The sequence below is a fragment of the Kitasatospora sp. NPDC094015 genome (genome assembly GCF_040304075.1).
GTDB lineage: Bacteria > Actinomycetota > Actinomycetes > Streptomycetales > Streptomycetaceae > Kitasatospora.
In genome coordinates, this window is the sequence record NZ_JBEOUL010000048.1 from 28,007 (window position 1) to 39,796 (window position 11,790).

The following is an 11,790-nucleotide window of genomic DNA, read 5'->3' on the forward strand; positions in this document are numbered from 1 at the left end:
AGCACATCATCCCTGATCCGCTACGGTGTCCCGCATGGCAAGCGTCCTTGTCGTCGAAGACGAACCCGGCATACGCGCCGAACTGATCGCCCTGCTCACCGCGCACGGCCACGTCGTGCGCAGCGCGGCCGACGGATTCGGCGCTCTGCGCGAGGTGACCCAGGCGCACCTGGACGCGATCGTCCTCGACCTGGGCCTGCCCGACCTGGACGGCGCCGACGCGCTGCGCATGATCCGCGGGATCTCCCAGGTGCCCGTGGTGGTGGCCACCGCCCGTGACGACGACGCGGAGATCATCGCGCTGCTCGACGCCGGCGCCGACGACTACCTGGTGAAACCGTTCTCCGGCGGCCAGCTGGCGGCCCGGCTGGGCGCCGTGCTGCGCCGCTCCGCCGGCGCCTCCGGCTTCCCCGCCGGCGCCCCCGGCACGGCCACCGCCTCCTCCTCCTCCTCCTCGGACGCGCCGCCGGCCCGGATCACGGTCGGTGGCCTGGAGATCGACCCGCGCGGCCGGGTGGCCCACCTCGACGGGGCCGAACTCCAGCTCACCCGGCGCGAGTTCGACCTGCTCGCCTACCTCGCCCGGTACGCCGACCAGGTCGTCCCCAAGCGGCAGATCCTGCTGGAGGTGTGGCGCGAGCCGTACGTCGACGACCAGACCATCGACGTCCACCTGTCCGCGCTGCGCCGCAAGCTGGGCGAGCGCGGCGCCCGGCCCCGGTATCTGCAGACGGTGCGCGGGGTCGGGATCAAACTGGTGACCCCCCGGTGAGACGCTCGCTCGCGGGCGTGGCGCTGGCCGTCACCTCGATGGTGGCGCTGGCCTTCCTGATCCCGCTCGGCGTGCTGGTCTCCGCGCAGGCCCGCCAGCAGAGCACCACCGCGGCCCAGCAGCGCGCCGCCGCGCTGGCCCCGGTGCTCGCGCTCACCACCGACGCCGCCGACCTCGGCCAGGCCGTCTCCGGCCTCGACCCGGGCGACGGGCTCGGGGTGCACCTGCCTGACGGACGGCTGATCGGCGCCGGCCACGCCCCCGCCGACCTGCTCGCCCGGGCCGCCGGCCAGGGCGAGTCGATCGCCCAGGACGTCCCCGGCGGCTGGCTCTACCTCCAGCCCGTGGTGCTGGCCGGCGACCGCACCGCCGTGGTCGAGGACTTCGTACCCGAGGCCGACCTCAGCCGGGGCGTGGCCGCCTCCTGGGCGGTGATGTCCGTCCTCGCGGTCGGCCTGATCGCCGGCTCGGTGCTGGTCGCGGACCGGCTGGGCGCCCAGGTGGTGCGCTCCTCGCGGACCCTGTCGCGGGCCTCGCACGCGCTGGGCGCCGGCGACCTGGAGACCAGGGTGGAGCCGCTCGGGCCACCCGAACTGCGGGCCGCCGGGCAGGCGTTCAACGCGATGGCGGACCGGATGGTCCGGCTGCTGGCCACCGAACGGGAGCTGGTCGCCGACCTCTCGCACCGGCTGCGCACCCCGCTCACCGCGCTGCACCTGGCCACCGACCGGATGGCGCCGGGGCCGGACGCCGAACGGCTCACCACGGCCGTCGCGCAGCTGGAGGAGGAGCTCGACTCGATCATCACCGCGGCCCGCACCCCGCTCGCCACCGGCCCGATGGGCCGGGCCTTCGACCCGGCGCCCGAGCGGACGCCGGTCCCTGCCTCGGTGCCGCGGCAGCGGACCGAGGCGGCCGACGCGATCCGCCACCGGGCCGGGTTCTGGGCCGCGCTGGCCGCCGCGCAGGACCGCTCCTGCGAGCTGGAGGTCACCTGCGAGGCCACCCCGGTGGACCTCTCGGCGGACGACCTGACGGCGGTGGTCGACTCGCTGCTCGGCAACGTCTTCCGGCACACCCCGCCGGGCACCGCCTTCGCCGTCCGGGTCGCCCGCACCGCGCAGAGCGTGCTGGTCACGGTCGAGGACGCCGGCCCCGGCATCTCCGACCCGGACGGTGCGCTGGCCCGCGGCACCAGCAGCGGATCCACCGGGCTCGGCCTGGACATCGCCCGCCGTGCCACCACCGCCACCGGCGGCGCCCTGCGGATCGACCGCGGCCCGCTCGGCGGCGCCCGGATCATCCTGACCCTCGGCCTGGCATCCGCCGAGACCGGCAGCGGTCGCCGCCGGCGCCGTACCCCGAGGGCCGCGCGCGACTGAACCGGAAGCCCGACTTCCGTGATTGGCACAAGAACTGACGGTCCGATTGTCCTGTGCGGCGGTCCGTCCGGCCCGTTAGAGTCATGATCATGAAGACCACGGAACACCCCGAGACCTCGTCCGCAGCGCCCGCTCAGCCCGTGCTCACCCGGAAGGGCGACGCCGAGACCTGCGCCGACCCGAGCAGCGTGATGTCGCTGCTGGCCGACTCGGACGGCACCGGCGGCGCCTTCACCAGCTACCGGTCGAGCTTCGCCAAGGACGCGGTCGGCGCACCCGCGCACTTCCACACCCGGGCCTGGGAGCTGTTCTTCGTGCTCGGGGGCTCGCTGCAGGTGCTGCTCGGCGAGGAGGTGACCGTGCTGCACGAGGGCGACTTCCTGGCCGTCCCGCCGCACACGCCGCACGCCTTCGCGGCCGCTCCCGGCTGCGAGGCCGACGTGCTCTTCGTGTTCACCCCGGGCATGGCCCGCTTCGACTACCTGCGGCTGCTGGGCCGGGTGATGCGTGGGGAGGCGGACCCGAAGGAGATCGCCGAGTCCGCCGAGCGGTTCGACAACCACTACGTCGACAGCCCGGTGTGGCGGGCCGCCCTGGAGGCGTCCGCGTGATCGATCCCGCCGCGCCGGTCCGGGTGGCCCGCCCCTCGCGCGACCTGGCCGCCGCCGAACGCTTCTACGTCGACGGCCTCGGGCTGCGCGTGCTGTGGCGCACCACCGAGCGGGTGCCGGGCGAGCACGACCTGCTGATGGTCGGCCCGCCCGGCGGGGCCTGGCACTTCGAGCTCACCCGCGACCCGGAGCGCCCGCTGGATCCCACCCCGACGGTGGACGACCTGTTCGTCGTCTACCTCGGCGCTCCGGTCGAGCCGGCGCTGGTGGAGCGGCTGGTCGCCCACGGCGGCACCCGTACGGCGGCCCACAACCCGTACTGGGACGAGCACGGCGTGACGGTCGCCGATCCGGACGGCTACCGCCTGGTGCTCTGCTCACGCACCTGGCAGCCCTGAGCCGGGGCGGCGGGGGCGGCCGCGGGGTTGCCTAGGGTGACCGGAGTCGGGCGGAGGTCAGCCCACGCCGAGCGCCCCGCCCGCGCCCCGCAGCGGCGCGGTCGCGAACTCGGCCATCCCCGCCGCGAACCCGACCTTCGGCCGCCAGTCCAGCTCGGTGCGCAGCCGGGTCGAGTCGGCCGTCACGTGCCGCACGTCCCCCAGCCGGTACTGCCCGCAGACCACCGGCTCCGGGCCGCCGTACGCCGCCGCCAGCGCCCGGGCCATCCCGCCCACCGTGTGCACCTCGCCGCTGCCCACGTTGTACGCCCGCGCGCTGCCCGCCGGGCGGCCGGCCACCGCCGTCAGCGCGGCCAGGTTCGCCGCGGCCACGTCCGCCACGTGCACGAAGTCCCGCCGCTGGCCGCCGTCCTCCAGGACCAGCGGCGCCTCGCCCCGGGCCAGCGCCGAGCGGAACAGCGAGGCCACCCCCGCGTACGGGGTGTCGCGCGGCATCCCCGGCCCGTACACGTTGTGGTAGCGCAGCGTCAGCACCCGGCCCCCGCAGGCCCGGGCCCAGGCGCCGGCCAGCAGCTCCTGGGACAGCTTGGTGACGGCGTACACGTTCCGCGGGTCCGGCGCCGCGTCCTCGGTGACCAGCCCCGGTGCCAGCGGCGCCCCGCACCGCGGACAGGGCGGCTCGAACCGGCCCGCGTCCAGGTCGGCGACCAGCCGGGGCCCCGGCGCCACCACGCCGTGCTCCGCGCACAGGTAGCGCCCCTCCCCGTAGACCACCATCGACCCCGCCAGCACCAGGTTGCGCACCCCGGCCCCGGCCATCGCCGACAGCAGCACCGCCGTGCCCAGGTCGTTGCAGCCCACGTACTCGGGCGCGTCCGCCAGATCCAGCCCGAGCCCCACCATCGCGGCCTGGTGGCAGACCGCGTCCACGCCCCGCAGCGCCGCCGCCACCACCGCACCGTCCCGGACGTCACCGTGGTGGAACTCCACATCCGCCGGCAGCTCGGGCACCCGGCCGTCCGGGTGGACGGCCGGCAGCAGCGCGTCCAGCACCCGCACCCGGTGCCCGGCGGCCGCCAGCCGCGCCGCGATCGCCGACCCGATGAACCCGGCACCGCCGGTGAGCAGAATCTCCATGCCCCGACGCTAGAGCCCCCGCGCGCCGCCGGGCCGCGCCCCCGCCGCACCGTCAGAACTCCGTAAGGCCCGGCCCGGTGCTCCCGGGGAGCCGCCGTACCGCCCGCCGCGCCCCGCCGCGCCGCGGTCCCGTAGGCTCGGGGGATGCGAGCGATCAACGATCTCGACCGCAGGCTGTTCAACCGCGTCGCGCTGAGCCGGCTGCGCGGCGCCCACCCGGTGCTGCCCCGGCTGACCAGAGCCGCCGACCACGGCGTGCTCTGGCTCGGCACCGCCGCCGTGCTGGCCGCCACCGGCCACCGGACCGCCCGCCGCGCCGCGCTGCGCGGCGCCGGCGCGCTCGCCCTCGCCTCGCTCACCGCCAACGTGCTGGCCAAGGGCGCCAGCCGGCGCCCGCGCCCGGTCATCGACCAGGTCCCGGCCGTCCGCCGGCTGCTGGTCCAGCCGCGGACCACCTCCTTCCCCTCCGGCCACTCCGCCTCGGCCGCGGCGTTCGCCACCGCGGTCGCGATCGAGTCCCCGCTGCTCGGCCTGGCGGTGGCGCCGGTCGCCGCCGGCGTGATGGCCTCCCGGGTCTACGTCGGCGTCCACTACCCCGGCGACGTACTGGCCGGCGCGGCGCTCGGCGCCGGCCTGGCCGCACTCACCCTGCGCTGGTGGCCGCCGCGCGCGATGCGGCCCGCCACCGCCGCCCCGCCCGGCATCGAGGCACCCGCCCTGCCGGGCGGCCGCGGGCTGAGCGTGGTGGTCAACCCGAGCGCCGGCGCCGACGACCCCGAGACCACCCTCGCGCAGCTGCGCAAGCTGCTGCCCGAGGCCGACCTGCGGCTCTGCGGCCCCGAGGACGACCTCGCCGAGCTGATGGCGCAGGCCGCGGCCGAGGCCACCCGGGCCGGCGGCGCCCTCGGCGTCTGCGGCGGCGACGGCACCGTCAACCTGGCCGCCACCACCGCCGTCGGGGCCGGCCTGCCGCTCGCGGTCTTCCCCGGCGGCACCCTCAACCACTTCGCCGTCGACCTCGGCAGCCACGACCTGCGGTCCACCGCCGAGGCCGTGGAGGCCGGCAGCGCGGCCGGCGTCGACCTCGGCCGGGCCAGCGGCGGCGACACCGACCGCCCGTTCCTCAACACCTTCAGCATCGGCGTCTACCCCGACCTGGTCCGGATGCGCGAGCGGCACGAGCACCGGCTCGGCAAGTGGCCGGCCCTCGGCCTCGCCCTGATCCGGGTGCTGCGCACCGCCGAGCCGATGGCGCTCAGCGTCTCCGGGGTGCCCCGCCGGCTCTGGCTGCTGTTCGCCGGCAACGGCCCGTACGACCCGCCCGGCTTCGCCCCCAGCCACCGCAGCAGCCTGGACGACGGCAAGCTCGACATCCGCGCCGTCGACGGCACCTCGCCGTTCGCCCGCACCCGGCTGATCGCCGCCTTCCTGCTGGGCACCCTCGGCAGCTCCCGGGTCTACCACGAGGTCCGGCTCTCCGCGCTGGACCTGACGGACCTTCGCGGCGTGGCGCACTTCAGCGTGGACGGCGAGGTGGTCGACGCCCCCGACCGGCTGCTGCTGCACAAGGCGCCCCGCGCGCTGACCGTCTACCGCCCGCAGGCCCCGGCCGTCCCGTGACCGGGTCCCGGACCGGAGGATGATGGACGGGTGCCCGAAGGAGACTCCGTCTACCGCGCCACCGCCGAACTGCACGCGGCGCTGGCCGGCCGGCTGCTGACCGCCGCCGACCTGCGGGTGCCCGCGCACGCCACCGCCGACCTCACCGGCCGGCAGGTGCTGGAGGTGGTGCCGCGCGGCAAGCACCTGCTCACCCGGATCGAGGGCGGCCTCACCCTCCACACCCACCTGCGGATGGACGGCCGTTGGGCGGTCTACCGCACCGGCGAGCGCTGGCACGGCGGCCCCGCCTTCCAGATCCGGGCCGTGCTCGGCAACGAGCAGCACACCGCCGTCGGCTACCGCCTGCCGGTGGTCCAACTGCTGCGCACCGCCGAGGAGCACCGGGCGGTCGGCCACCTCGGCCCCGACCTGCTCGGCCCCGACTGGGACGCCGCCGAGGCCCGCCGCCGCCTGCTCGCGGACCCCGACCGCCCGCTCGGCGAGGCCCTGCTCGACCAGCACAACCTGGCCGGCATCGGCAACGTCTACGCCAACGAACTCTGCTTCCTGGCCGGCGTCACACCCTGGACCCCGGTCGGCGCCCTGCCCGACCTCGACCGCCTGCTCGCCCGGGCGCACCAGCTGCTGGACGCCAACAAGCTGCGCCACGGCCACATCACCACCGGCGACACCCGGCCCGGCCGCCAGCACTGGGTGTACGGCCGGGCCCGGCGCGCCTGCAACCGCTGCGGCACCCGACTGCGCGGCGCGCCGCACGCCCAGGACCGCCCGGCGACCTGGTGCCCGTACTGCCAGCGCGGTCCTACGCCGTGACGCGGCCGGCCGGGCGGCCGATGGGGCGAGTGCTCAGCGCTCCACCAGCGCCGGGTGGCGCGGGTCGTCCACCCGGACGGTGAGATCGGCCAGTTCGGCCGGGTCGGTCTCGGCCCGGTAGCGGGCGAACGCGGGCAGCGTCCAGCGCTCCTCGGCCGGGGTGTGCCGGGCCAGCGCCGCATCCCCCATCGCCAGGTGCACCGCCAGGTCGAACGGCAGCCACCGCCCCAGCAGCAGCGCGCCGTCCAGCACCAGCACGCCGCGCGGCGGCAGCTCGACGTACGGGGCCCGGGTGGCCCGGTCCTGCGCCGCGTCCCACAGCGTGGGCAGCACCCGCCCGCCGGCGCCCGGCTCCAGCGGGTCCAGCACCTCGCGCAGCAGCGCCCGGTCGTCCAGCCAGAGGTCGTGGTACGCGTCCGGGTCCTGCCGCCCGTACTCCAGCCGGATCGAGGCCGGGCGCAGGAAATCGGCCGCCGAAACCCGCAGCACCGGGCGCCCGAGCAACCGGAGCGGCTCGGCCAGGGCGTCCGCCAGCGCACCGGGCCGCGCGGCCGGCGCGCCGTCGACCGCGACCCGCAACCGCCTGCCGTCCTCGGCGGGCAGCGCGGCGATGCGGTCGGCCAGCAGCTCGGCCAGCCGCTCGGGGGAGATCGGTGTCACCTGCACCCTGACATCCTGCCCGACCGCACCCTGACCTCCTCCCCGACCGGCGATCCGGCTATATTGCGCGGGAACCGACCGCAGCCCGCCAGCCGGGGGAGTGCCGTGACCACGCTCAGCCTTGCCGACGTCGACCGACTGGCGGCCGACGCGCACGCCGGACAGCTGGACAAGGGCGGTGCGCCGTACGTCGCGCACGTCCGGGCGGTCGCGGCGGGCGTCGCCCCGTTCGGGGTCGGCCTGCAGATGGCCGCGCTGCTGCACGACGTCCTGGAGGACACCCCGCTGACCGCCGAGGACCTGCTGCGCGCCGGGGTGCCCGCCGCGGTGGTGGCCACCGTCCGCCGGGTCACCCGGGAACCCGGCGTCGACTACCAGGAGATGCTGCGCGCCCTGGTCACCGACCAGGGCGCCACCCTGATCAAGATCGCCGACAATGCGCACAACTCCCGGCCGGACCGCTCGGCGCAGCTGCCCGACGCCGATCGCGAGCGCCTCGCCGCCCGCTACCGCGCCGCCCGGCTGATCCTCTGGCCGGCCGTCGCCCTCGAGGACGTGCGCACCGTCGTCGCAGCGGTCAACCCGGACCTGCTCGCCGAGCTGCCGCCCGCCTGACCGGACCCTCCCCGGTCGACCCGCCCAGCGTTGGCCCGGTCGGGCGGGCAGGCGCAGGCTGGAGGCAGCAGCGCGCCCGGGCCGGTCGCGCCCGCCGGCACGGCGGCACGGCCCCCGGTCGCCCAGGATCCGACCCCGGGAGCCGGCGATGTCCGAGATGCACGACAGGTTGAACGGCAAGGCCGAGCGCGACACGGAGGACATCCGCGCCGTCGACCCGGAGGAGGGCATCACCTCCTACCAGACCGCCCACGCCCAGGAGATGGCCGCGGCCGAGGGCGACCCGGTCGAGGACGCGCCGGAAGGCGGCCCCCGGTGATGGAGGGCGGCGCGGCCGCGCGCCCGCCGCACACCGCCGACTGGCAGGTCCGGCTGCGGGTCACCGAGGACGGTGACCACACCAGGGCGCATGCCGTCCTGGACACCGGGAGCAGCCTGCTGGAGGCCGACGCCGAGGCGCACCGCAGCGCGCACGACCCCGCCGTCCCCGTGATCGGGGACGAGCTCGCCGTCGGCCGCGCCCTGCTGGACCTCGGCCACCGGCTGGTGCAGGCCGGCTCGGTGGCCGCGGAAGCGTCCGAATCCGCCCGCCGCCGCGACGGAGAGTGACCACGAAGCATCCGCCCCGCAGAAGCCGAGCGGGCCGCTCGCCCTGCGGAGAGGTACACGAAGCACCGGAATCGTGACCTATCATCGCCCGCGGGCCGGAACCCACCGGCCTGCGGCTGCGTCACCCTCGGTGTCCGCAGCCCGTGCGGACGGAGCTCCCGGGGGTGGCCAGGGTGGACGAGGCGATAGGCGGGACCGGCCCGGCCGGCTCGGAGCAGGACCGGCGCTGGGAACTCCCGGACTACGACCACGTCCGCGAACTCGGGGCCGGCGCCGCCGGCCGGGTGGTGCTCGCCCACCACCGCGCCACCGGCACGCCCGTCGCGATCAAGTACCTGTCCGGCTCCAGCGCCGACCACCGCGGCTTCCGCGCCGAGGCCGAACTGCTCGGCGCACTGCGCTCCCCGCACATCGCCCAGCTCTACGAGTACGTGGAGAGCCCGCACGGCCCCGCCATCGTGATGGAGCTGGTCGACGGCATCTCGCTGCGCGACCTGCTGCGCGCCGAGGGCGCCACCGAGCCCGAGGCGGCGCTGACCGTGCTCAAGGGCTCGCTGCTCGGCCTGGCCGCCGCGCACGCGGCCGGCGTGGTGCACCGCGACTACAAGCCCGCCAACGTCCTGGTCGCCGCCGACGGCTCCTCCAAGCTGGTCGACTTCGGCATCGCCGTGCGCAGCGGCGACAGTGGCGCGATCGCCGGCACCCCCGCGTACATGGCGCCCGAGCAGTGGGCCGGCGAGCCCGCCGCCCCGGCCACCGACGTGTACGCCGCCACCGCGACCTTCTACGAGTGCCTCACCGGCGCCAAGCCGTACGACGGCACCACGCTGATGGAGCTGGCGGTCCAGCACACCGAGGCCCAGATCCCCGACGACCGGGCGCCCGAGGCGCTGCGGCCGCTGATCCGCGCGGGCCTGGCCAAGACGCCGCAGGAGCGTCCGGGCGGTGCCGCCCTGCTGGTCGAGCAGCTGGAGCAGGTGGCCGGCGCCGCGTACGGGAGTGACTGGGAGGAGCGCGGGCGTCGCCGGCTCGCCGCGCTGGTCGCCCTGCTGCCGCTGCTGCTGCCGTTCGGCGGCGCGCAGGCGGCCGGCAGCACCTCGTTCGCCTCCACCACGCTGGCGCCGCCGACGACCGGCGGACCGACGTCCGCGCCGGTGCGGTTCGGGCGGCGGGCCAAGCTGGCGAGCGCGGCCACCGGCGTGGTCCTGGTGGCCGGCACCATGGCGGGCGTGGCCATCGCGGGCGCCCCCGGTGCGGCCGGTACCACCGAACTCGCCGCCGCTCCCCGGGCGACCACCACGCTCGGCGCGGCGCCGTCCGGCGACCCGGGGCCCTCGGCCCCCGCCAGCGAGTCCGCGTCGCCCTCCGCCTCGGCGAGCCCCTCCGCGTCCGCGAGCCCCTCCGCGTCCGCGTCGGCCTCGTCAACCCTCGCCGTCCCGCCGACGTCCAGCGGGAAGCCGACCCCGAGCGCGCCCCCGACCAAGCCCACCAGCGCGCCGCCGCCCTCCTCGGCCCCGCCGCCACCGCCGTCCTCGCCCACGCCCACGCCGACCATCACGGTGGCGCCGGTGCAGGTGTTCTCGACGACGATGGGCGCCAAGTGCAGCGGCCTGTACGCGGCCAGGGCCGACGGCACCGTCAGCACCAACGGCAGCGGCGGCGGCACCGTCACCGTCACCTGGACGGACAGCACCGGGCGGGTGCTCGGCACCACCTCGGCGCCGCTGCCGGCCGGTCAGAAGAGCGTCGCGTTCTCCTCCACGCAGGCCTTCGGCGCCTCCTCGACCCTGACCGCCCGGGTGTCCACCACGCCCGCGGCGCCGCGCGGCAAGGGCGCGGCCCCGGTGACCCTGTACTCCTTCAACTGCAACCCGCCCCGCTGAGAGCAGGACCGGCATGACCACCCCACCCCCGTCCGACGCCGCCCCGGCCTTCGAGCTCGGCCCGGTGCGGCGATCCAAGCCCGCCGCCGCCGATCAGGCCGGGCCCGCCGAACCGGTAGCTCCTGCCGTCCCGGCGGAGCCCGCTGCCGCCCCGGTGGCGCCCGACTCCACGGTGCAGTTGACGGTGGAACCGGTCGCCGAATCGACCGTGCGGCTGTCCCCGAAGCCGTCGGCCGCTCCGGCCGCCCCGGCCGGTCCTGAGGGCACGGTGCAGCTGACGGTCGGCCCGGACCCGGAGTCGACCGTCCGGCTGCCCCCGAAGGCCCCGGTCCGGCCGGACGCCACGGTGCAGCTGACCGTCGGCCCCGACGCGGAGTCCACCGTGCGCCTGCCGCCCAAGGCCCCCGCAGCCGGGCCGGACGCCACTGTGCAGCTCAAGCCGGGCCCGGACGCCGAATCCACGGTCCGGCTGCCCCCGAACACCCCGGTGGCCGGCGCCGAGGCCCGGACCGTCCGGATGGCGGAGGTGCCGGCCGGCAGCGCGACCTTCCTCGACCCCGAGGCCTGGCCCACCGCCGCCGCCGAGCGCACCACCCCGCAGCCCGCCGACCCGAGGCTCGCGATCGCCGCCGGGGCCGCGGCCGCCGGGGCCGTGGCCGCTCCGGCCGTCGCGGGCCCCGCCGAGCCCGATCCGGCCGGTCCGACCCCGCCCGACGGCCTGCGCCGTTTCGGTCCGGGCGTGCCCCCGCAGGCGGCCGCCGTCTGGCACGGCACCGCCCAGCCCCCGATGGCCGAGCCGCCCCGCAAGCGCCGCCGCCGCTGGCTGCTGATCCCGCTCCTGATCCTGCTCGCCGTCCTCGGCTACCTCGCCTGGCAGCGCTACGGCCGCCCGGTGGTGGTCGACGCCGTCTCGGTACGGACCGAGCCGGCCGCGGTCGCCTGCGACGGCACCCAGGCGGTCACCGGCGTCCTGGAGACCCACGGCGGTGGCGGCACGGTCACCTACCGCTGGCTGCGCAGCGACGGCACCGACTCGGGCGAGCTCACCCAGCACGTGCCGCGCGGCCACCACAGCACCGAGGTGGTGCTGCGCTGGTCCTTCCACGGTCAGGGCAGCATGGACGCCACCGCCACCCTGGAGGTCCTCTCGCCGGCCGCCCGCACGGCCGCCGCCTCCTTCAGCTACGCCTGCGGCTGACCCGCCGCCGGGGGGCCCCCCCCCCCCCCCGGGGGGGGGGGGGGGCCCCGCCCCCCCCCCCCCGGGGGGGGCGGCCGGCGGGCCCCCCG

13 protein-coding genes are annotated in these 11,790 nt (G+C 77.1%); 11 read left to right on the forward strand and 2 right to left on the reverse strand.

What is annotated here, in order from left to right; genetic code table 11:
- Positions 1–34: 34 nt before the first annotated feature.
- From ABT014_RS32500 to ABT014_RS32515, 4 genes are all read left to right on the forward strand, one after another.
- Positions 35–772 (forward strand): response regulator transcription factor, encoded by a 738-nt coding sequence (locus ABT014_RS32500; protein WP_350643103.1) that lies wholly within the window; start codon positions 35–37, stop codon positions 770–772.
- Positions 769–2,154 (forward strand): HAMP domain-containing sensor histidine kinase, encoded by a 1,386-nt coding sequence (locus ABT014_RS32505; RefSeq protein WP_350643104.1) that lies wholly within the window; start codon positions 769–771, stop codon positions 2,152–2,154. The genes ABT014_RS32500 and ABT014_RS32505 overlap by 4 nt, the downstream gene beginning before the upstream one ends.
- An 89-nt stretch (positions 2,155–2,243) precedes the next feature.
- Positions 2,244–2,765, forward strand: coding sequence for a cupin domain-containing protein (locus ABT014_RS32510; protein ID WP_502895140.1), 522 nt, complete (start codon positions 2,244–2,246; stop codon positions 2,763–2,765).
- Positions 2,762–3,163 (forward strand): VOC family protein, encoded by a 402-nt coding sequence (locus ABT014_RS32515; RefSeq protein ID WP_350643107.1) that lies wholly within the window; start codon positions 2,762–2,764, stop codon positions 3,161–3,163. Before ABT014_RS32510 ends, ABT014_RS32515 begins: the two co-directional genes overlap by 4 nt.
- Before the next feature lie 57 nt (positions 3,164–3,220).
- Here the strand turns inward: ABT014_RS32515 and ABT014_RS32520 are convergent, their stop codons facing one another.
- Positions 3,221–4,300, reverse strand: coding sequence for an NAD-dependent epimerase/dehydratase family protein (locus ABT014_RS32520; RefSeq protein WP_350643109.1), 1,080 nt, complete (start codon positions 4,298–4,300; stop codon positions 3,221–3,223).
- A gap of 144 nt (positions 4,301–4,444) precedes the next feature.
- Between ABT014_RS32520 and ABT014_RS32525 the strand changes: the two genes are divergently transcribed.
- On the forward strand, positions 4,445–5,920 hold the full coding sequence (locus ABT014_RS32525) for a bifunctional phosphatase PAP2/diacylglycerol kinase family protein (RefSeq protein ID WP_350643111.1): 1,476 nt from the start codon (positions 4,445–4,447) through the stop codon (positions 5,918–5,920).
- 30 nt (positions 5,921–5,950) lie between these two features.
- Positions 5,951–6,736 carry a DNA-formamidopyrimidine glycosylase family protein gene (locus ABT014_RS32530; protein WP_350643113.1) on the forward strand — a complete coding sequence of 262 codons (786 nt, stop codon included), beginning with the start codon at positions 5,951–5,953 and terminating at the stop codon, positions 6,734–6,736.
- A 33-nt stretch (positions 6,737–6,769) separates the two neighbouring features.
- Here ABT014_RS32530 and ABT014_RS32535 read toward each other — a convergent pair whose 3' ends face one another.
- Positions 6,770–7,402, reverse strand: coding sequence for a nucleoside/nucleotide kinase family protein (locus ABT014_RS32535; protein WP_350643115.1), 633 nt, complete (start codon positions 7,400–7,402; stop codon positions 6,770–6,772).
- A gap of 99 nt (positions 7,403–7,501) precedes the next feature.
- Here ABT014_RS32535 and ABT014_RS32540 point away from each other — a divergent pair, with 99 nt between their 5' ends.
- The 5 genes from ABT014_RS32540 to ABT014_RS32560 all read left to right on the forward strand — a co-directional run bounded on the left by ABT014_RS32540 (position 7,502) and on the right by ABT014_RS32560 (position 11,701).
- Positions 7,502–8,011 (forward strand): HD domain-containing protein, encoded by a 510-nt coding sequence (locus ABT014_RS32540; protein ID WP_350643117.1) that lies wholly within the window; start codon positions 7,502–7,504, stop codon positions 8,009–8,011.
- Between the two features lie 148 nt (positions 8,012–8,159).
- The gene (locus ABT014_RS32545; protein ID WP_350643119.1) at positions 8,160–8,330 is read left to right on the forward strand and encodes a hypothetical protein; all 171 of its coding nucleotides are present in this window, start codon (positions 8,160–8,162) and stop codon (positions 8,328–8,330) included.
- Positions 8,330–8,620, forward strand: a complete 291-nt coding sequence (locus ABT014_RS32550) for a dsRBD fold-containing protein (RefSeq protein WP_350643121.1) — start codon at positions 8,330–8,332, stop codon at positions 8,618–8,620. Before ABT014_RS32545 ends, ABT014_RS32550 begins: the two co-directional genes overlap by 1 nt.
- Before the next feature lie 173 nt (positions 8,621–8,793).
- Positions 8,794–10,503 (forward strand): serine/threonine-protein kinase, encoded by a 1,710-nt coding sequence (locus tag ABT014_RS32555; protein ID WP_350643123.1) that lies wholly within the window; start codon positions 8,794–8,796, stop codon positions 10,501–10,503.
- A 13-nt stretch (positions 10,504–10,516) separates the two neighbouring features.
- Complete coding sequence (locus ABT014_RS32560) at positions 10,517–11,701, forward strand: hypothetical protein (protein WP_350643125.1); 1,185 nt, start codon at positions 10,517–10,519, stop codon at positions 11,699–11,701.
- The last annotated feature ends 89 nt before the right edge of the window (positions 11,702–11,790 follow it).